At 72.4% G+C, this 18453-nt stretch carries 16 protein-coding genes; 9 read left to right on the forward strand and 7 right to left on the reverse strand.

The genetic code is table 11. The features are described 5' to 3' along the window. Positions 1-7 precede the first annotated feature (7 nt). Positions 8-1918: an ABC transporter ATP-binding protein gene (locus HYQ63_RS12225; RefSeq protein WP_179933838.1), complete on the forward strand. Its 1911-nt coding sequence runs from the start codon at positions 8-10 to the stop codon at positions 1916-1918. Positions 1919-1958: 40 nt separating this feature from the next. Here the strand turns inward: HYQ63_RS12225 and HYQ63_RS12230 are convergent, their stop codons facing one another. Continuing rightward, positions 1959-2447, reverse strand: a complete 489-nt coding sequence (locus HYQ63_RS12230) for an inorganic diphosphatase (RefSeq protein ID WP_123106726.1) — start codon at positions 2445-2447, stop codon at positions 1959-1961. A gap of 187 nt (positions 2448-2634) precedes the next feature. Here HYQ63_RS12230 and HYQ63_RS12235 point away from each other — a divergent pair, with 187 nt between their 5' ends. Both HYQ63_RS12235 and HYQ63_RS12240 read left to right on the forward strand, forming a co-directional pair. Beyond that, entirely contained in the window at positions 2635-3669 is a 1035-nt protein-coding gene (locus HYQ63_RS12235; RefSeq protein WP_179933839.1) for a medium chain dehydrogenase/reductase family protein, read from the forward strand. Positions 3670-3778: 109 nt separating this feature from the next. After that, complete coding sequence (locus tag HYQ63_RS12240; RefSeq protein WP_179940005.1) at positions 3779-4405, forward strand: GntR family transcriptional regulator; 627 nt, start codon at positions 3779-3781, stop codon at positions 4403-4405. A gap of 15 nt (positions 4406-4420) precedes the next feature. Here the strand turns inward: HYQ63_RS12240 and HYQ63_RS12245 are convergent, their stop codons facing one another. The 3 genes from HYQ63_RS12245 to HYQ63_RS12255 all read right to left on the reverse strand — a co-directional run bounded on the left by HYQ63_RS12245 (position 4421) and on the right by HYQ63_RS12255 (position 7032). Beyond that, the gene (locus tag HYQ63_RS12245) at positions 4421-4783 is read right to left on the reverse strand and encodes a cupin domain-containing protein (protein WP_179933840.1); all 363 of its coding nucleotides are present in this window, start codon (positions 4781-4783) and stop codon (positions 4421-4423) included. After that, positions 4780-5586 (reverse strand): carbon-nitrogen hydrolase family protein, encoded by an 807-nt coding sequence (locus HYQ63_RS12250; protein WP_179933841.1) that lies wholly within the window; start codon positions 5584-5586, stop codon positions 4780-4782. The genes HYQ63_RS12245 and HYQ63_RS12250 overlap by 4 nt, the downstream gene beginning before the upstream one ends. A gap of 90 nt (positions 5587-5676) precedes the next feature. Beyond that, the gene (locus HYQ63_RS12255) at positions 5677-7032 is read right to left on the reverse strand and encodes an MFS transporter (RefSeq protein WP_179933842.1); all 1356 of its coding nucleotides are present in this window, start codon (positions 7030-7032) and stop codon (positions 5677-5679) included. A 160-nt stretch (positions 7033-7192) separates the two neighbouring features. Here HYQ63_RS12255 and HYQ63_RS12260 point away from each other — a divergent pair, with 160 nt between their 5' ends. Beyond that, positions 7193-7915 carry a DUF2848 domain-containing protein gene (locus tag HYQ63_RS12260; protein ID WP_179933843.1) on the forward strand — a complete coding sequence of 241 codons (723 nt, stop codon included), beginning with the start codon at positions 7193-7195 and terminating at the stop codon, positions 7913-7915. A 44-nt stretch (positions 7916-7959) separates the two neighbouring features. On the opposite strand, the gene HYQ63_RS12265 is transcribed toward HYQ63_RS12260, so the two are convergent. Both HYQ63_RS12265 and HYQ63_RS12270 read right to left on the reverse strand, forming a co-directional pair. Beyond that, positions 7960-8834 (reverse strand): IS5 family transposase gene (locus HYQ63_RS12265; protein ID WP_373689008.1). Its coding sequence is split into 2 segments (ribosomal slippage): positions 7960-8441 and positions 8441-8834, totalling 876 coding nucleotides; the frame shifts between segments, so codons are not numbered across the junction. A gap of 147 nt (positions 8835-8981) precedes the next feature. Next, the gene (locus tag HYQ63_RS12270) at positions 8982-9422 is read right to left on the reverse strand and encodes an SPW repeat protein (RefSeq protein ID WP_179933844.1); all 441 of its coding nucleotides are present in this window, start codon (positions 9420-9422) and stop codon (positions 8982-8984) included. Between the two features lie 251 nt (positions 9423-9673). Here HYQ63_RS12270 and HYQ63_RS44600 point away from each other — a divergent pair, with 251 nt between their 5' ends. Next, a complete protein-coding gene (locus HYQ63_RS44600) occupies positions 9674-9805 on the forward strand; it encodes a hypothetical protein (RefSeq protein WP_257231808.1) in 132 nt (43 codons plus the stop codon). Positions 9806-9936: 131 nt separating this feature from the next. After that, positions 9937-10560, forward strand: coding sequence for a winged helix-turn-helix domain-containing protein (locus tag HYQ63_RS12275; protein WP_179933845.1), 624 nt, complete (start codon positions 9937-9939; stop codon positions 10558-10560). 66 nt (positions 10561-10626) lie between these two features. On the opposite strand, the gene HYQ63_RS12280 is transcribed toward HYQ63_RS12275, so the two are convergent. Beyond that, positions 10627-12822, reverse strand: coding sequence for an MMPL family transporter (locus HYQ63_RS12280; RefSeq protein ID WP_179933846.1), 2196 nt, complete (start codon positions 12820-12822; stop codon positions 10627-10629). A gap of 258 nt (positions 12823-13080) precedes the next feature. Between HYQ63_RS12280 and HYQ63_RS12285 the strand changes: the two genes are divergently transcribed. The 3 genes from HYQ63_RS12285 to HYQ63_RS12295 all read left to right on the forward strand — a co-directional run bounded on the left by HYQ63_RS12285 (position 13081) and on the right by HYQ63_RS12295 (position 18372). Continuing rightward, entirely contained in the window at positions 13081-14355 is a 1275-nt protein-coding gene (locus HYQ63_RS12285) for a histidine kinase (RefSeq protein WP_179933847.1), read from the forward strand. Positions 14356-14454: 99 nt separating this feature from the next. Continuing rightward, positions 14455-15123, forward strand: coding sequence for a response regulator transcription factor (locus HYQ63_RS12290; RefSeq protein ID WP_179933848.1), 669 nt, complete (start codon positions 14455-14457; stop codon positions 15121-15123). A gap of 102 nt (positions 15124-15225) precedes the next feature. Beyond that, positions 15226-18372 (forward strand): alpha-N-acetylglucosaminidase, encoded by a 3147-nt coding sequence (locus HYQ63_RS12295; protein ID WP_179933849.1) that lies wholly within the window; start codon positions 15226-15228, stop codon positions 18370-18372. The last annotated feature ends 81 nt before the right edge of the window (positions 18373-18453 follow it).

Genomic DNA, 18453 nt, shown 5'->3' on the forward strand with positions numbered 1-18453 from the left:
GGGATCCGTGGCAGCGTCGCAGGCCGCCGGGCAACCGGCAGGACAACCGGCCGGGGCCGGTGAGGAGTTGCGGTTCCGGCCGCCCACGCCGGTGGCCCTGGAGACGATCACCACCCGGGCCATGGCCCGCCGACTGCCGCAACTGGTGCGCCGCTCCCTGGGGTTGGCGTGGCGGGTGGACCGCAGGGCGGTCGTGACGCTGCTGCTGTGCCAGGCGCTCGCGGGGTTCTTCGAGGCGTTCGGGCTGCTGGCGACCACCGGCACCATCACGGCGCTCATCTCGTCCGGGAACATCGGCGAGCGGCTGCGCGAGGCGCTGCCGTCGATCGCGGTGCTGGCCGGGGCGGCGGGGCTGCGGGCGCTGCTGGGGATCGCGGTGTCGAACATCTCCAGCAGGCTGTCGCCGCGGATCTCGCGGGAGGCCGAGACGCAGATGCTGGACGCGGCGATCAACGCGGAGCTGGCCGCGTACGACAACCCCGGGTTCAACGACAAGTGGGACGCGGCGGACCGGGGTGCCGAGGTCGCGCAGGATCTGATCGTCGAGTCGCAGCAGTTGATGGCGTGTCTGGCCTCGCTGGTCGCGGCGGCCGGGGTGGTGACCGTGCTGCATCCGGCGCTGTTGCCGCTGTTGCTGCTGGCCGCGCTGCCGCAGGGGATCGCGGGGATGAAGGGCGCGCGGGTGCAGTACGAGACAAGCCGGGCGATGAGCGCGGACCGGCGCACGCTCGGTCTGCTGCGCTGGTACATGGTGGACAAGGACATCGCCGACCAACTGCGCTCGGGCACCATGGCGTCGTTCCTCCTGGAGCGGTACCGGGCGATCGGCGCGCGGGTGGACGCCGCGACGGACAAGGCGGTGCACCGGGGCGCGCGGTACGCGGTGGCGGGGGCGTTGGCCGGGGGTTTCGCGTCGGGTCTTGTGTGGGCGTCGCTGGCGCTGCTGCTGGGGTCCGGGCAGATGTCGGTGGCCTCGGCGGGGACCGCGGTGTTCGCGCTGCGGACGGTGGGCTCGTCGCTCCAGGGGATGGTCGGGTACGGGACGCGGCTGTTCCGTACGGGGCTGTACCTGGACGACTGGGCGGAGTTCATCGAGGAGGCGGGCGGGCACCGGATGCGGCGCGGCAGCCGGGTGCCGGACGTACCGCAAGTGATCCGGGCGGAGGGGCTGACGTACGCCTACCCGGAGTCGGAGGCTCCGGCGCTCGCCGGGGTGAGCCTGGAGGTGCGGCGCGGCGAAGTGCTGGCGCTGGTCGGGGAGAACGGCTCCGGCAAGACCACCCTGAGCAAGCTGCTGACGGGGCTGTACCTGCCCACCGGGGGCGCGGTGACCTGGGACGGTGCGAGCACCGCTGAGCTGGACCCGCAGGCGATGTGGCGGCACACCGCCGTCGTGCCGCAGGACTACGCCCACTGGCCGCTGTCCGCGCGCGACAACATCACCCTCGGGCAGCCGCACGGCGGGGACGAGGCGGTGCGGGCGGCGGCGGTCGGCTCCGGGGCGCACGAGGTGGTCGACGGGCTGCGCAGCGGGCTGGACACGCTGCTGGCCCGGCAGTGGTGGGGCGGGGTGGAGCTGTCCGGCGGGCAGTGGCAACGGATCGCGCTGGCCCGCGCGTTCCACCGGCCCGCCGGGCTGCTGGTGATGGACGAGCCGACCAGCGCCCTCGACGCGCGCGCCGAGCACCGGATCTTCGCCGGGCTGCGGCGGATGGCGCGGGACCGCGCGGTCGTCCTGGTCACGCACCGGCTGGCGAACGTCGCGGTGGCCGACCGCATCGTGGTGCTGGACCGCGGCCGGGTGATCCAGCAGGGCACGTTCGAGGAGCTGACCCGATCGCCGGGCCTGTTCCGGGAGTTGTGGGAGCTCCAGAACGACCGCGGGGTGCCCGCTCCGCGCCGCGGCGGGACCGCGTAGATCTCACCGCGGCGGGACCGCGTAGATCTCAGCCCAGGTCTCAGCCCGCGCGGGCGCGGGAGGCGGCGATCTCGGCGTACGCCTGGTCGCGGCCCTCCCAGTGGGATCCCTCGACGGACTTGCCGGGTTCGAGGTCCTTGTAGACGTCGAAGAAGTGCGTGATCTCCATGCGGTCGAACTCCGGCACGTCGTCGATGTCCTGGACGTCCACGTAGCGCGGATCGTGGGCGGGCACGCACAGGATCTTCTCGTCCGGGCCCTTCTCGTCGCGCATGCAGTACATGCCGATGGCCCGGCACAGGATCACACAGCCCGGGAAGGTGGGCTCGCCGACGGTGACCAGGGCGTCGAGCGGGTCGCCGTCGCGGCCGAGGGTGTGGTCGATGTAGCCGTAATCGGCCGGGTATTTGGTGGCGGTGAACAGCATCCGGTCCAGCCGGATGCGCCCGGCCTCGTGGTCCATCTCGTACTTGTTGCGGGACCCCTCGGGGATCTCCACGACGACGTCGAATTCGGCGGCGGACTCCATCGCGACCTCCGGTCACCGGTGGGCGTGCTTCCAGTGTGCGCCGTGCGAGCCGCTCACGCCCTGCTGTGGCCATCGGCGCGCGCCCCGGGCTTGACACATCGAGCCCAATAGCCTCATTCTTTCGTTAGAAGCTCTCGCTGTCGCTAGAAGACCTCACTAGCATCCCACGAGAAGACGGAGTCCCGCCATGTCGCTCATCTCGCTCACCGAAGTCGTCCTGCCCGGCCGGGTGGACCCGGAGGGGCTCCAGCTCCGCACCCGCCCGGTGCCCGAGCCCGGCCCCGGTCAGGTCCTGGTGGCCGTCGAGGCGTCCGGGGTCTCGTTCGCCGAGCAGCAGATGCGCCGCGGCAAGTACTACGACCAGCCGCCGTTCCCCTTCGTGCCCGGGTACGACCTGGTGGGCACGGTCGCCGAGACGGGCGCGGGGGTGGATCCGGGGCTGCGCGGCCGCCGGTTCGCCGTGCTGACCAAGGTCGGCGGATGGGCCAGCCACGTACTGGCCGACGCGGGCGACCTGGTCGCCGTGCCGGACGGGGTGGGCGCCGCCGAGGCCGAGACGGTGGTGGTCAACGGGATCACGGCCTGGCAGATGCTGCACCGGGTGGCCGGGGCCCGCGCCGGGATGACCGTGCTGGTCCACGGGGCCAACGGCGGGGTGGGCTCCACCCTGGTCCAGCTCGCCCGCCGCGCCGGAATCGCGGTCATCGGCACCGCGTCGCCCCGCCACCACGACGCGGTGCGGGCACTGGGCGCCACCCCCGTCGACTACCGCGACCCGGATCTGGCCGCGCGGGTGCGCGAGCTGGCGCCCGGCGGGGTGGACGCGGTGTTCGACCACGTCGGCGGCGAGGGCATCGTGGACTCGTTCCGGCTGCTGGCCCGCGGCGGCACGCTCGTCTCGTACGGCACGGCGGCCACCCGGGACGTGCCCGGCTCGTCCCGGGTGCCGGTCCTCAAGCTGCTCGCCCGGCTCACGCTGTGGAACCTGCTGCCCAACGGCCGGAAGGCGCACTTCTACAACCTGTGGGCGGGCAGACGGCGCCGCGCCGCCTACCAGGCGCGGGTGCGCGAGGATCTGGGCCAGGTCCTCGCGCTGCTCGCGAGCGGTGAGTTCACCGCCCAGGTGGCCGCCCGGATCCCGCTGGCCGAGGCCGCGCGGGCGATGCGGCTGGCGGAGTCCGGCACGGTCACCGGCAAGGTCGTCCTCGTCAGCGGCTCCTGACCGCGGGAGCGGCTCCTGACCGCGGGAGCGGCTCCTGAACCGCGGGCTCCGGGACCTTCCGCCGTGATAATTTTCGTATACGAGTGGTATGCGAGGAGGCATGGGCCCAGTGCAGTCCGGACGAGAAAAGGCGTACGCGTTCCTCAAGGAGACCGTGCTGACCGATCCCGACATGCAGGGCCGGTTCCTCACCGAACAGGAGATCGCCGACCGGATCGGCATCTCCCGGACCCCCATCCGCGAGGCGCTGCTGCTGCTCGCGGCCGAGGACCTGGTGCAGTTGGTGCCCAAGCGGGGTGCGCACATCGCGCCGCTGTCCGGCCGGGAGATCACCGAACTGATGGAGCTGCGCGGGATCGTCGAGCGCTACGCCGCCGAACAGGCCATCGAGCAGCGGAAGGTGCCGGTCGAGGAGCTGACGGAGCTGCTGGAGCGGCAGCGCGGGCTCAGCGGGCCCGAGCACGCCAAGGAGTTCATCGCCGTGGACCACCTCTTCCACGCGACCATGGTCGCGTCGGTGGGCAACGAACTCCTGGGCCGGCACTACGACGGGCTGCGCAGCCGCCAGATCCGGGCCGGGGTGGTGGCGCTGTACAACCGGACCGGCCGCCAGGAGGCGGTGCTCGCCGAACACCAGGCGATCCTGGACGCGGTGGCCTCCGGCGACCCGGAGGCGGCACGCGCCGCGATCAGCGGCCATCTGGAGTCGACGCTCAAGGTGCTCCTGGCGGGCTGAGCCCGCCGGGCCCACTCAGCCCCCGTCGGCCGCCGGGTAGGTGATCACCAGCATCGTCACCCCGTCGTCGGAGATCCACGGGCCGTGGGGCATGCCCGGCGGGCGGCATGCGTAGTACCCCCGCGAGAAGGTCCGCCCCAGCGTCAGGTCGCGCATGTCGCCCTCGAGCAGGTAGACCTCCTCCCAGAAGTCATGGCGGACGACTCCGGACCGCGAGGTGTCCGTGCCCGGCTCCCACCGGACGAGCGCCGTGCGGTGCGCACCGCTCCCGTCCGCGGCGAGGGTCTGCTCCCGGACGCCCGGGGCCGCCCCCTCGGGCACCTGCCAGGCGCCCGAGGGACGGTGGAATTCCAGCTCAGGCTTGGCCCGCCGGCTCATGCGCGGGTGCCAAGCCTGCGGTTGGCCAGGACGGACACCGTGCGCCGCACCGCGGCGACCTCCTCGGTGGCGACGTCCGCCACCAGCAGCCCCGGCGCCGCCTCCAGCCGCTCGCGTACGGTCCCGTCGGGGCCGACGAGGGCGCTGTACCCGATGCCGGTGGGGGCGCTCGTCGACGGAACCTCGGCGCCGCTCGCCGCCGGGTCGGCCTGTCCCACGGCGGCCAGCCATACGGTGGCGTCCAGCGCCCGCGCCCGCGTCAGCAGCTCCCACTGCTCGCGCTTGCCGGGGCCCGCGCCCCAGGAAGCGGGCAGCAGCGACAGCACCGCGCCCGCGTCGGCGTGCGCCCGGAACAGCTCGGGGAACCGTACGTCGTAGCAGGTGGCGAGGCCGATCCGGACCCCGTCCAGCTCGAAGGTCACCACCTCCGAGCCGGGGGCCACGGTCTTGGACTCGGCGAAGCCGAAGGCGTCGTACAGGTGGATCTTGTCGTACGCGGCCTCGACTCCGGGGCCGGTGGCCAGCAGGGTGTTGGTGACCCGCCCGTCGGGGGCCGGGGTGAACATGCCCGCCACGACCACGAGCCCGGCGTCCCGCGCGATCCGCCGGACCTCGGTGGCCCACGGGCCGTCCAGCGGTTCGGCGAGCGGTCCCAGCTTGGTGCCGAAGCACGCCATGGCGGCCTCCGGGAAGACGACGATCCGGGCGCCGTCCGCCGCCGCGCGCAGGGCCTGCTCGCGCAGGGTGGCGAGGTTCTCCTTCGGGTCCGGGCCGGTGGTGATCTGGCTCAGTGCGATGCGCATGGGGTGTGTTGCCCTCCCTGGTCGGCGCGGTGGGTGACGTGGCGATGATGCCCCGGTCGGGGCACGGCTGCCCGTACCGGGGGTGGTGCGTCAGCCGGTCGCGGCGGACGACTGCCGCGGGGCGGCCACTGCGTCCGGCTCCTCGTCCTGGGCGGGCGCGGCGTCCCGGCCCAGCCACAGCCCGGCGACCGTGGCCACCGCCGTGAGCGCGATGTAGAGCGCCAGCGGCTGCCAGGCGTGGTACGTCCCGAGCAGCGTCGTGAACAGCAGCGGCGCGACCGCCCCGCCGACGACTCCGGCCAGGGTGTACGCGAGGGAGGAGCCCGTGTAGCGCAGCCGCGGGGAGAACTGCTCGGCGATGAAGGCCGCCTGCGGCCCGTACATCAGCGAGTGGATCACCAGCGCGCCGACGACACCGAGGGTGAGCAGCGCCCAGCTGCCGCCCGCGACCAGCGGGAAGAAGAGGAAGGGCCAGACGCCCGCGGCCACGGCGGAGACCCCGTACAGCCACCGCCGGTTGACGCGGTCGGAGAGCGCTCCGGCCAGCGGGATCAGGAAGATCTGGAGGGAGGAGCCGATGAGGACGGCGGTCAGCGCGGAGCCGCGCGACATGCCCAGTTCCCCGGTGGCGTAGGTGAGCACGAAGACGGTGAACATCGCGTACAGCACGTCGGGGGCGATCCGGCAGAGGATCGCCGCGGTCAGCGCCCGGGGCTGGGCGGTGAACACCTCGCGCACCGGCGCCTCGGAGCGCTCCTGCGCGGCCTCCATGGCCTTGAAGACCGGGGTCTCCTCCAGCTTGGCGCGGATCCACAGCCCGAACACCACCAGCACACCGGAGAGCAGGAACGCCACCCGCCAGCCCCAGGACAGGAACTGGTCCTCCGTCAGCGCGGCGCCCAGCCCCGCAAGCACGCCGTTGGCGAGGAGATTGCCCGCGGGCGGCCCGACCTGCGCGGCCGAGGCGAAGAAGCCGCGCCGCCGGGGATCGCCGTACTCGCTGGACAGCAGCACCGCACCGCCCCACTCGCCGCCCACGCCGACGCCCTGGGCGAAGCGCAGCAGCACCAGGGCGGCGGGGGCCGCGACGCCGACGGTGGCGTAGGTGGGCAGCAGCCCGATCAGCAGGGTCGCGACGCCGATGAGGACCAGGGTCGCGATGAGCACCTTCTTCCGGCCGATGACGTCTCCGAGCCGCCCGAAGACGAAGCCGCCCAGCGGGCGGGAGACATAGCCGACGGCGTAGGTGGAGAACGCCAGGAGGGTGCCGGTGAACGGGTCCTCGGAGGGGAAGAAGAGGTCGCCGAAGACCAGCGCCGCGGCGGCGGAGTAGACGGCGAAGTCGTACCACTCCAGGGCGGTGCCGGTGAGGCTGGCGACGAAGGCGCGGCGGACCGCCGGTCCGTCGGCCCGGGGCTCTGGTGCGGCCTTGGAGGTGCGCTGCATGGTCCGTCCTCGGGGTGATGTGCGTATTCAGAGGGTGTGTGAGGGGTGGGTGCGTGAGGGGTGGTTGCGTGATGCACGGCTTCCGGCATACTTGTTGTATACCGAGCGTATGCGCAACCCCCTTGAGGGAAGTTCCTCGCGATATGGAGTGCACACCCCCATGACGACGCAGCCGACGCAGCCCCCGCAGTCCCCCACGCCCGCCCTGACCTTCGAACTCCCCGACGGCTCCACCCGGCAGGTGGAGGTCGTCCAGGTGCTCAACGCGGGCTACGCCGGACGCAGCCAGGAGGACGTGGCCGCCCATGTCGCCGAACTGGCCGAGCTGGGCGTCCCCGCGCCCAGCGTGACGCCCGCCCTCTACCCCATCTCCCCCTACCTCGCCCAGCAGACCGGCCGGGTCAGCGTCCAGCACGGCCGCACCTCGGGCGAGGCGGAGTGGGCGCTGATCGTGGCCGAGGGCGGGGAGCTGCTGCTGACCGCCGCCTGCGACCACACCGACCGGGAGCTGGAGGTGCACGGCGTGGCCTGGAGCAAGAACGCGGGCCCCGATGTGCTCGCCGCCCGCGCCTGGCGCCTCGCGGATGTGGACGCGCGGCTGGATGATCTGACGCTGCGGGCCTGGGTCACCCATGACGGCACGGAGACCGAGGTGCAGAGCGGCACCCTGGCCGAGCTGCTGCCGCCCGCGTACTGGGTCGAGGTGCTGCGCGAGCGCGGCGACCTGGTGCCGGGCACGGTGCTGATCTCCGGGACGATCCCAATGACGGAGGGTGTCGACCAGTTCGCCGACCGCTGGCGGGTGGAGCTGGGCGATCCGGCCACCGGCGACCTCATCGAGTGCTCCTACGATGTGGTCCCGATGCCGGAGCCGATCGGCTGACCCGACGCGACTTTGCGGACTAGGGCCTGTTGTGAAAGTGCTGGTCACAGCCACTCGTTGATGGCTGCGACCAGCACTGTCGCTTCGTAGCGGACGGCGAGTTTGTCGTACCGAGTGGCAACGGCCCGGTGCCGCTTGAGCCGGTTGATCCCGCACTCGACCGCGTGCCGTTGCTTGTAGTCGTCCTTGTCGAACTTCGGCGGCCGCCCGCCACGCGATCCACGCTTGAGGCGGTTGCGGACTCGGTCCGCCGGAACCGCAATGGTGGCTTTGATCCCGCGTCTGCGCAGGTAGGAGCGATTGCCGCGGGAATCGTACGCCTTGTCGGCCCGCACCCGGTCCGGGCGCTTGCGCGGCCTGCCGAGCCCCAGCCTCGGAACCCGGATGGCTTCCAGGACCGCTTCGAACTGCGGGGAGTCGCCCCGCTGCCCGGCCGTGATCACGAGGGACAAGGGCTTCTGCCCCTGCTCGACTGCAAGGTGGATTTTGCTGGTCAGTCCGCCGCGGGAGCGTCCGAGGCCGTGGTCGGCCGGCTCGACGAAGATCCCGCCGGGCGGTTCCTTCTGGAGGTCCCCTTTTTCGCCGCTCCCGCGGCGTGCTGATGAGCCCGGCAGACGGTGGAGTCGACGTTGACCTCCCAGGTGATCAGGCCCTTCGCGTCCGCCTCGGCCTGGAGCTGGGTGAGGATCCTTGCCCAGGTGCCGTCCCGCTGCCAGCGCCGGAACAGGTCATAGACCCGGTCCCACGGCCCATAACGTTCGGGCACGTCCCGCCAGGGAGCACCGGTCCGGGTCCGCCACCGTATGCCGTCTATCAGCTGCCTCCGCGTCCACACCTGCGGCCGCCCCGGCTTGATGCCCGTCGGCAGCAGAGGCTCAAGCCGGGCCCACTGGCCGTTCGTCAGATCCCCACGTCCCACAGGAAGTGATCATCAACGAACAAGATCCACTTTCGCAACAGACCCTAGCGCACCACCGGCCGCACACCCCTCGGGGGCGTGCGGCCGGTGGCCTTGTCCGTTGTGCTTGTGTGCCTCGTAGCTGGTTGCGTGTCGTTCAGGTCTCGGTCAGGTCTCCCGTCCCTTCCGCATCACCACGCCGGCGGCGATCAGGCCGAACAGGCAGGTGAGGGCGCCGATGAGCACGTTGTTCCAGATCATTCCGGCATCCGGCCCCCTGGCGACGATCCAGGGAGAAATGATCATCCATACACCGATCGCGGACATGGCCCAGCACAGGCTGTACATCCTCCTCGGCGCCGATGTGAGGCCGATGCCCAGCAGGGCGATGGCCAGGCCGAGGATGACGTTGTTGACCATGAGGTCGGGGCTGGTGCTCGAGAAGTGCACCACCCAGGGGGAGATGGCGAAGTACAGACCGGCCAACAGCACCGGTCCGTCGAGGAAGACAACGTCCCGCGCGTCCATCATGCGAGCGAAGCGCTCACGCATCTCGGACACGTCGGGGTGGCCCTTGAGATCACCTCGGGTACGTGAGACGTCGGCCATACGACTCGCCTCCTTCGTTCCATGCAAGTCTGACCGCGCAGTGCGGTAACACCACCGCACCACCATTGTGCGCCTCGCCTTGCTTTATAGGTAGATGTCTGTTTGAGGCCGCTGTCTTCCGGTCCGCCCCGAATCCGCGGGGGGCGGGCGGCATGGGCGGGGCCTCATCGGGAGTGCGAGGTGAGTGGGCAGCGTCGCACCCTGCCCGGGGCCCGAGCGCCCCGGGCCGTTCTTCTGCTTCAATAGGGGGCATGGTCAGCCTCATCAACGCCGCGACGGGTCGTCTCGACCTGGAGCCGTTCTGGCCGTCCCGGCAGGCGCACCACTTCGACCGCGAGTGTTGCCGCGCATCCGTTGCGCGGGCCCGCTCGCTCGGCTGCTGACGCCGCCCCACCCGGCCGCTCGGCATCCCCGCCCGGTTCAGGGGCGCCATTTCCCCGTTCCGAGCCCCCTCGGCCCAGCCCGCGCGCATTGACGTCCACCGACGCCCCTCAGCGCGAAAGAGCTGACTCCCATGACGAACGTCCGTACCCTCTCCGCCTCCGCGTCCACCTCCCCCGCCGCCACGGCGCCCGGGCGGCCTCCGCTCGCCGGCCGACAGCGGCTACGAGCCGTCGCCCGGGACGAGGTGCCCCCCGTCGACGACTTGCTGCACCCCGGCGCCACCTGGCTGCCCGCTCCCCCGCACACCGTCCCCGCCCTCCCCGGACAGCCGCCGATGATCGGCTACCTGGTGCTGGTCCCGGCCGACCAGCAGGAGCGCCAGGGGACCGCACCCGCCACGCCCCCGGCGCCCGCCACGCCCGCGGCGTCCGTCGCATCGCCCGCCGCCGCGCCGCTCCCCACCGACGAGGGCCCGGTGCGGATCGACCCGGAGCAGCGGACCGTGCGGGTCGCGGGGCGTCCGCTCGACCTCACGTACCTGGAGTTCGAGCTGCTGGCCCATCTCGTCGCCCATCCGCACCGGGTGCACACCCGCGATCAGCTGGTGACGACGGTGTGGGGGTACGGACACGTCGGCGACGGCCGGACCGTGGACGTCCATGTCGCCCGGCTGCGCCGCAAGTTGGGCGCGGAGCACCGCGGGTCGATCGTGACGGTGCGGCGCGTGGGCTACAAGTACGTGCCGAGCGCGTAGCGCGGCAAGGAGCGCCGTACGGGCCGCGACTCGGCCCGTACGGCGCTCCTCGGCGGGCGCCGCTCCTCAGCGATCGGCGCCCACCAGCGGGCGGGACTCCGCGGGGGTCGGAGCCTCGCCATGGCTGACGTTCGGCAGCCACCGCAGCGCGCGCGGCAGGTACCAGGTGCGCTCGCCCAGCAGCGCCATCGCCGAGGGCAGCAGCAGCATCCGTACGAGGGTGGCGTCCACCAGCACCGCGACCGCGAGCCCGACGCCCATCTGCTGCATGTCCTGCATCCGCAGCAGCGCCAGCACCGAGAACACCGCGACCATGATGGTGGCCGCCCCGGTGACGGAGCCCGCCGTCGTGCGGATGCCCTCGCGGATCGCCTCGCGCGTCGTCAGGCCCCGGTCGTGGGCCTCACGGATCCGCGAGACCACGAAGACGTGGTAGTCCATCGACAGCCCGAAGAGGATGACGAGGACGAACAGCGGCATCCACGACTCGATCGCCCCGGCCGGCTCCATGCCCAGCAGTTCCGCGCCCCAGCCGTGCTGGAAGACGGCGGTCATGGTGCCGTACGCGGCGCCCACCGACAGCAGGTTGAGCAGGATCGACACGATCGCGATCGGCAGCGAGCGGAAGCACACCAGCATCAGCAGGAAGGTCACCGCGGCGATGAAGACGAAGACCGGTGCGATGTCGGTCTTCAGCTGGTCGGTGAAGTCGCGGTTCTCGGCGAGTTCGCCGCCCACGTACGCCGTGTCGGAGACCGGGCCGAGGATGTCCGGCACCAGGTCGTCGCGCAGGGTGTCCAGCGCGCGCTGTGACGTCGCGTTCTCGCCGTTCCCCGCGAGCGGCACCTCGATGCGGGCCACCCCCTGCTCGGCGTGCAGCTCGACCTCGACGGCCTTGCCGAACCGGCCGGAGTCGGCCAGCTGCCGCTTGAAGTCGGTGACGGCCGCGCCGAAGCGGGGCGAGGAGATGTCGTCGGCCCGCACCACCACCTCGGCCGGGGCCGGGCCGCCCGGGAACGCTCCGGTGATCTCCTTGTACGCCACCGTCAGCGGGGCGTCCGAGCCGAACTGGTCCTCCATGCCGAGGTTTTCGGTCTTCATCCCGAGCGCGGGGGCGCACATCACCAGCAGCAGGGCGCCCGACACGGCGGCGAACAGCTTGGGCCTGGCCAGGACGGGCTTCATGAGCGTGCCGGAGATCCCGCCGCTCGCATGGGCGCCCTTCTCGCGGCGGCGGTTCAGCAGCGGCACCCGTCCCTTGTCGACCCGGTCGCCGAGCCAGGACAGCGTGGCGGGCAGGACCGTCACCGATCCCAGCATGGCCATCAGGACGACCAGCAGGGTGGCGACCGCGAAGCCCTGGAAGAGCATCAGCCCGGACAGGAACATGCCCGACATCGCCAGCATGACCGTGATCCCCGAGACCAGCACCGCCCGGCCGCTGGTCTCCGCCGCGATGCGCAGCGCGGTCTCCGGGTCCCGGCCCGCGGCCCGCTCGTCCCGCTCGCGCCGCAGGTAGAACAGGCAGTAGTCGACGCCGACGGCGAGCCCGACCAGGAACATCACCGAGTTGGTGGAGTCGTACAGCGGCAGCTTGTGGCTGACCAGGGCCAGCAGCCCGAAGGTGCCGATGCAGGCGGTCACCCCGAGCAGCACCGGCAGCAGGGCCGCGACCAGCGCCCCGAAGACCACCAGCAGGATGCCCAGCGCCAGGGGTACGGCCGTGAACTCGGCCTTCTTGAAGTCGTCCTTCAGCATCCCGTCCAGCTCGTGCTGCGCGGTCGCGTCGCCGAACTCATGGGCGGTGATCCCGCGGTGTGCGGACTCGGTCGCCGCGACCGCGTCGAGGACGGGCTTCACCCGCTCCCCCGCGGTGTCGGGATCGCCCTTCAGCTGGAAGGCGACCAGCCCCTCGCGGCCGCTGGCCGAGCGCACCGGCGGCTGGATCCGCGCGGTCTCCCCGGTCTTCTCCAGCCGGGCGGTCAGGTCGCGGGCCGCGGCCCGCCAGCCGTCCGGGTCCGTGCTGCGCAGCATCACCATCTCGCCGGCCGGGGTGGTGAGCCCGGCGTCCTCGAGAACCTTCTGGGCGCGTGCGGAGTCGCCCGCGCCGTTCTCGGAATTGGTCATCTGCCGGGAGCCGGACATGCCACCGACGACGGCGACGACCACCACGAACAGCAGCCATCCGATGATCGCGGACTTGCGGTGGCGGGTGCTCCACCCGCCGAGCCGCACGGCCAGGCCTCGCCTCGTTGTGCTCATGGCGTCTCTCCCACTGGGGATGTGTACGGGATACGGACCGGATCGGTCATGTCCTCGACGCTAGAAAAAGGCGCGTTCCCGCCCCAGCCGGGCAGCCCCCGAACCCCCGAGCCATAGGGCGAGGGCGGGGGGTGGTGTTAGGTGTACCCCCGGGCGGGGCGCGGCCCCCGTGACCGATCATGCGGCGTCCAGCAGACTGAGGACATCGGAGGGGCAGGAAGCCGCACCGCACAGCTGAAGAACCCTGGAGGGCGTGGGATGAAGGTCCGCAAGCGACTGTCGGCCTGTGTACGGGGGCTCGGGGTATCCGTTCTCGCGCTCGTGTCGATCGTCGTCTCCGTACTCACCATCCTGTCCATCGCCTTCATCCCGCTGGGCCTGGGGGTCTTCACCACCCCGGCGATGGTGGGCGTGCTGCGTCGCCACGCCAATCAGCGCCGGTTACTGGCGGCGAAGTGGTCCGGCGTCCAGATCCGCATGCCGTACCGTCCGCTCCCCCACGACCGGCGCTCCGGGGTCACCGGTCAGGTGGAGCTGTGCACCTTCCTGCTGAAGGACCCGGCGACCTGGCGCGACCTGCTCTGGCTCCAGGTCGACATGACGGCCGGGTACGTGATCGCGCTGCTGGCGTTCGTCTTCCCGCCGTACGGGGTCGAGGGCTCGGTCCTGGCCGCCGGGGTCTGGGAGCCGATCGTCGACGCGGGCGGCACCTACTGGTACGCGTTCGTCCCCGTGACCTCGCAGGGCACCGCGAACCTCGCCGCCCTGACCGGCCTCGGCCTCATCGCCCTGGGCCTGTTCGTCTCGCCCCTGCTGCTGCGCACCCACTTCCTGCTGGCCCGCGCCTTCCTCTCCCCAACCCCGCAGATGACCCTCGCCGCGCGCGTCGAGCGGCTCACCGAGACCCGGACCGACGCGGTGGACACCTCCGCCGCCGAGCTGCGCCGCATCGAGCGCGATCTGCACGACGGCGCACAGGCCCGGCTCGTCGCCATGGGCATGAGCCTGGGCACCATCGAGGCGCTCATCGAGAAGGACCCGGCCAAGGCCAAGGAACTCCTCGCCGCGGCCCGCACCAACTCCGCCGAGGCCCTGGCCGAACTGCGCGATCTGGTCCGCGGCATCCACCCGCCGGTGCTGGCCGAACGCGGCCTGGGCGACGCGGTGCGCGCCCTCGCCCTGCGGATGACGGTCCCGGTGGAGGTGGAGGTGGAGGTTCCGGGCCGGTTCGCGGAACCGGTCGAGGCGGCCGCGTACTTCGCCATCAGCGAGGTCCTCACCAACGCGGCCAAGCACTCCGGCGCCGCGCGCATGTGGCTCGACATCCACCACGAGGCCGGGATGCTGCGCATCGCGGTCACCGACAACGGCAACGGCGGCGCCCGCATCGCGCAGGGCGGCGGCCTCAGCGGCATCGAACGGCGGCTGGGCACCTTCGACGGCGTCCTCGCCGTCAGCAGCCCGCCCGGCGGCCCCACCATGGTGACGATGGAGATCCCCTGCGCCCCGGTCGCCCCGCGACCGACGGTCTAAAGCCCGGCGACCGAGCCCCGGCGGGGGCGGGACGACGGTACATTCGACGCATTCGGCCCGGCAGTCCGTTCCGGGCCCGATGACGTCATGGAGCCTGCCGTGCGCGTAGTCGTTGCCGAGGATCTGTTCCTGCTCAGGGACGGGTTGGTACGGATGCTGGAGGCCTACGATTTCGAGATCGCGGCCGCCGTCGAGAGCGGGCCGGAGCTGACGCGGGCGCTGGCGGAGCTGAAGCCGGACGTGGCCGTGGTGGACGTACGGCTGCCCCCGTCGTTCAGCGACGAGGGCCTCCAGTGCGCGCTGGCGGCGCGGCGGGAGCGGCCGGGGCTGCCGGTGCTGGTGCTGTCGCAGCACGTGGAGCAGTTGTACGCGCGCGAGCTGCTGGCCGACGGGAGCGGCGGCATCGGCTATCTGCTCAAGGACCGGGTCTTCGACGCGGACCAGTTCATCGACGCGGTGCGACGGGTCGCCGAGGGCGGTACGGCGATGGACCCGCAGGTCATCTCGCAGCTGCTGACCCGGCGCTCGCAGGACCGGCCGATGGGGCATCTGACGCCGCGGGAGCGCGAGGTGATGGAGCTGATGGCGCAGGGCCGGTCGAACGCGGCGATCGCCGCGCAGCTGGTGGTGACCGAGCGGGCCGTCGCCAAGCACACCTCCAACATCTTCGGGAAGCTCGGCCTGCCGCAGTCCGACGACGACAACCGGCGGGTGCTGGCCGTGCTGGCGTACCTGGACCGGGGACGGGCGGAGACGAACGGGCGATAACGGGGCCTTCCCCCGGCGCGCGCGCCCCATTGCTCCCGCCCCGCATCGCTGGTTAAGTGCCCTGCGCACCACAACCGTTGGCCGTTGTCCGTTGGGGGGCGCATGAGCGACCTGAGCAGACGCACGCTGATCGGAACCGCCGGAGCACTCGGGGCCGGGGCCGCGTTAGGGGCCCACTCCCCCGCGCTGGCCCACACGCCACGGCCACCACAGGACGACACCGCACAGGACACCGCCGTGACCGCCTTCTCCACCGCCCCCGCGCGCGCCGCGCTGCGGCGGCTGCTCCCCGACCACGCCGAGCAGTTCCGGCTGGTGGCGCTCCCCGGGGGCGAGGGGAAGAAGGAGCGGTTCGAGGTCACGGGGTCGACGGGACGCGTCACCGTGGCCGGGACGAGCCCCGCGGTGCTGCTCACCGGCGTCCACTGGTACCTCAAGTACACCTGCCACGCCCAGATCACCTGGGCGGGCGATCAGCTGGAGCTGCCGAAGAAGCTGCCCGCGCCGCACGGCACCGTGGAGCGGTCGACGGCGCTGCCGCACCGCTTCGCGTTCAACGACACCCACGACGGCTACACCGCCCCGTTCGCCGGCTGGGACCGCTGGGAGCACCTGATCGACGTCGCGGCCCTGCACGGCAGCAACGAGCTGCTGGTCACCGCGGGCCAGGAGGTCGTCTACCACCGGCTGCTCCAGGACTTCGGCTATACGGACGCGGAGCTGCGCGCCTGGCTGCCCACCCCGGCCCACCAGCCGTGGTTCCTGATGCAGAACATGAGCGAGTACGGCGGCCCGGTGTCCACGGCGCTGCTGGAGAAGCGGACCGACCTGGGGCGGCGCATCGCCGACCGGCTGCGGGAGCTGGGCATGCGGCCCGTCTTCCCCGGCTACTTCGGCACCGTCCCCGACGGCTTCGCCGACCGCAACCCGGGGGCGCGCACCGTGCCGCAGGGCGACTGGAACGGGCTCCGGCGGCCCGACTGGCTCGACCCGCGCACCGACGCGTTCCACGAGGTGGCCGCGGCCTTCTACCGCCACCAGCACGAACTGTTCGGCGAGGCCGACCTGTTCAAGATGGACCTGCTGCACGAGGGCGGCAACGCCGGTGACGTCCCGGTGCCGGACGCCGCGCGCGCCGTCGAGACCGCGCTCCAGAGGGCCCGCCCCGGCGCCATCTGGGTGATCCTGGGCTGGCAGGCCAACCCCCGGCGCGACCTGCTGGACGCGGTCGACCACGACCACATGCTGGTCGTGGACGGCCTGTCGGACCTGGACACGATCACCGACCGGGAGAAGGACTGGGGTTCGGTGCCGTACGCGTTCGGCACGATCCCCAACTTCGGCGGCCGTACGACCATCGGTGCCAAGACCCACATGTGGACCGAGCGGTTCACCGTCTGGCGGGACAAGCCGGGCAGCAAGCTGATCGGCACGGCGTACATGCCGGAGGCGGTCGAGCGCGATCCGGCGGCGTACGAGCTGTTCAGCGAGTTGGCGTGGCGGGACGAGGCGGTGGACCGGGACGCGTGGTTCCGTGGCTACGCCGACGTCCGCTACGGCGCGCGGGACGCGAAGGCGCGGGAGGCGTTCGCGGCGCTGCGCGACACCGCGTACCAGATCAGCAGCAAGGACGGCCGCCCGCACGACTCCGTCTTCGCCTCCCGGCCCTCCCTCACCGCCCGCTCCGGCACCTACTACGCCACCCACACCCCCGCCTTCGACCCCGCCCGCTTCGACGCGGCCCTGGCGGCGCTGCTGGGGGTGCGGGCCGGGCTGCGCGACAGCGACGCGTACCGCTACGACCTCGCCGACACGGCGCGGCAGGCGCTCGCCAACCGCTCCTGGCAGCTGATTCCGCAGCTTGCGGACGCGTACGCCCGCAAGGACCTGGACACCTTCCGGGCGCTGTCCCGGCTGTGGCTCAAGCTGATGCGGCTGAGCGACGACGTCACCGGCACCCACCGGCTCCTGCTCCTCGGCCCCTGGCTGGAGGACGCCAAGCGGATGGCCTCGGGCGAGGGGGAGTCCGCCCAGCTGGAGTTCGCCGCGCGCGCCCTGATCACCACCTGGGCGGACCGGGGCGCCGCGGACCCCGGCAAGCTCGCCAACTACGCCAACCGCGACTGGAACGGCCTCATCGGCGACTTCCACCTGCCCCAGTGGCAGACCTACCTGGACGAGCTGGAGGACGCGCTCGCTGAAGGCCGCGCGCCGCGCACGTTCGACTGGTACACGGTCGAGGAGCCGTGGACGCGGGAGCGGAAGAGCTATCCGGTGCGGCCGGTGGCGGACGCGTGGCGCACGGCGAGCCGGGTGCACGAGGCGCTGGCCAAGGCCCCGTACCAGGGGACGTTGACCGTCGCCACGGAGCCGGGGACGCTGCCGCCGGGCGGCGCCGGGGTCATCACCGCGACCCTGCGCAACGTCAACGGGCTGCGGGCCACCGGTCGCGTCGACTTCGACCTGTCCGTGACCGGCCTCGACCCCGCGCCGCAGGGCCCCACCTCGCTGCCGTCGGTGCCCGCGGCGGGCAGCGGCGAGGTCCGCTGGCGGGCCACCGCGCCCGACGAGCCTCTGGACGATCCGCTCAAGCCCTTCCCGTACGAACTCGCCGTGCGGTACGGGCCGCGCGGCGAGGACCGGGTGCGGGCGGTGCACACGGGCACCCTGTGGGTGGCGGGCCCCCTGGCCGACGGCTGGAAGACCGTCACCAACAACGGTGCGGCCTTCGGGCAGCTGGGCGGGCGGTTCGCGATCGACGGGGCGGGCCAGGACCTGTGGAAGGCCACCGCGGAGTTCGGCGCGGCGTACCGGGCGGGCGCGCTGCGGTCCGGCGGGGCGGTGACGGTGAGGGTGGACGCGCAGGCCACCACCGGGCCCTGGGCGCGCGCCGGGATCGTCGTCCGCAACGCGCTGGGCACGGCGGGCTCGCCCGGGTTCCTGAACCTGTCGGTCACGCCCGCCAACGGGGTCGTGCTGTCGTACGACTCGAACGGCGACGGCACGCTCGACACCTACCAGCGGATCACGGGCGTGAAGGCGCCGGTGCTGCTGCGGCTGACGCGCGCCTCCGCCACCTCGTACACCGGCGAGCTGTCGACCGACGACGGCGCGAACTGGCGCAAGGTGGCGACGGTGACCGTGCCGGGCGCCGCGTCCGCGCAGGACGCCGGGCTGTTCATGAGCGCGGCGAACGGCGGCAGCGGGGCACGCGGCACGGTCGAGTTCAGCGGCTGGCGCGTGAGCTGACCTTTTCGGAACCATCGGCTCCGCCCCGGGCCCCGCTTCCGGGGGCGGAGCCGCCCGCTTTGTGACCTCCGCCCGCCGCCG

The organism is Streptomyces sp. Rer75, assembly GCF_013414305.1.
Classification (GTDB): domain Bacteria; phylum Actinomycetota; class Actinomycetes; order Streptomycetales; family Streptomycetaceae; genus Streptomyces; species Streptomyces himastatinicus.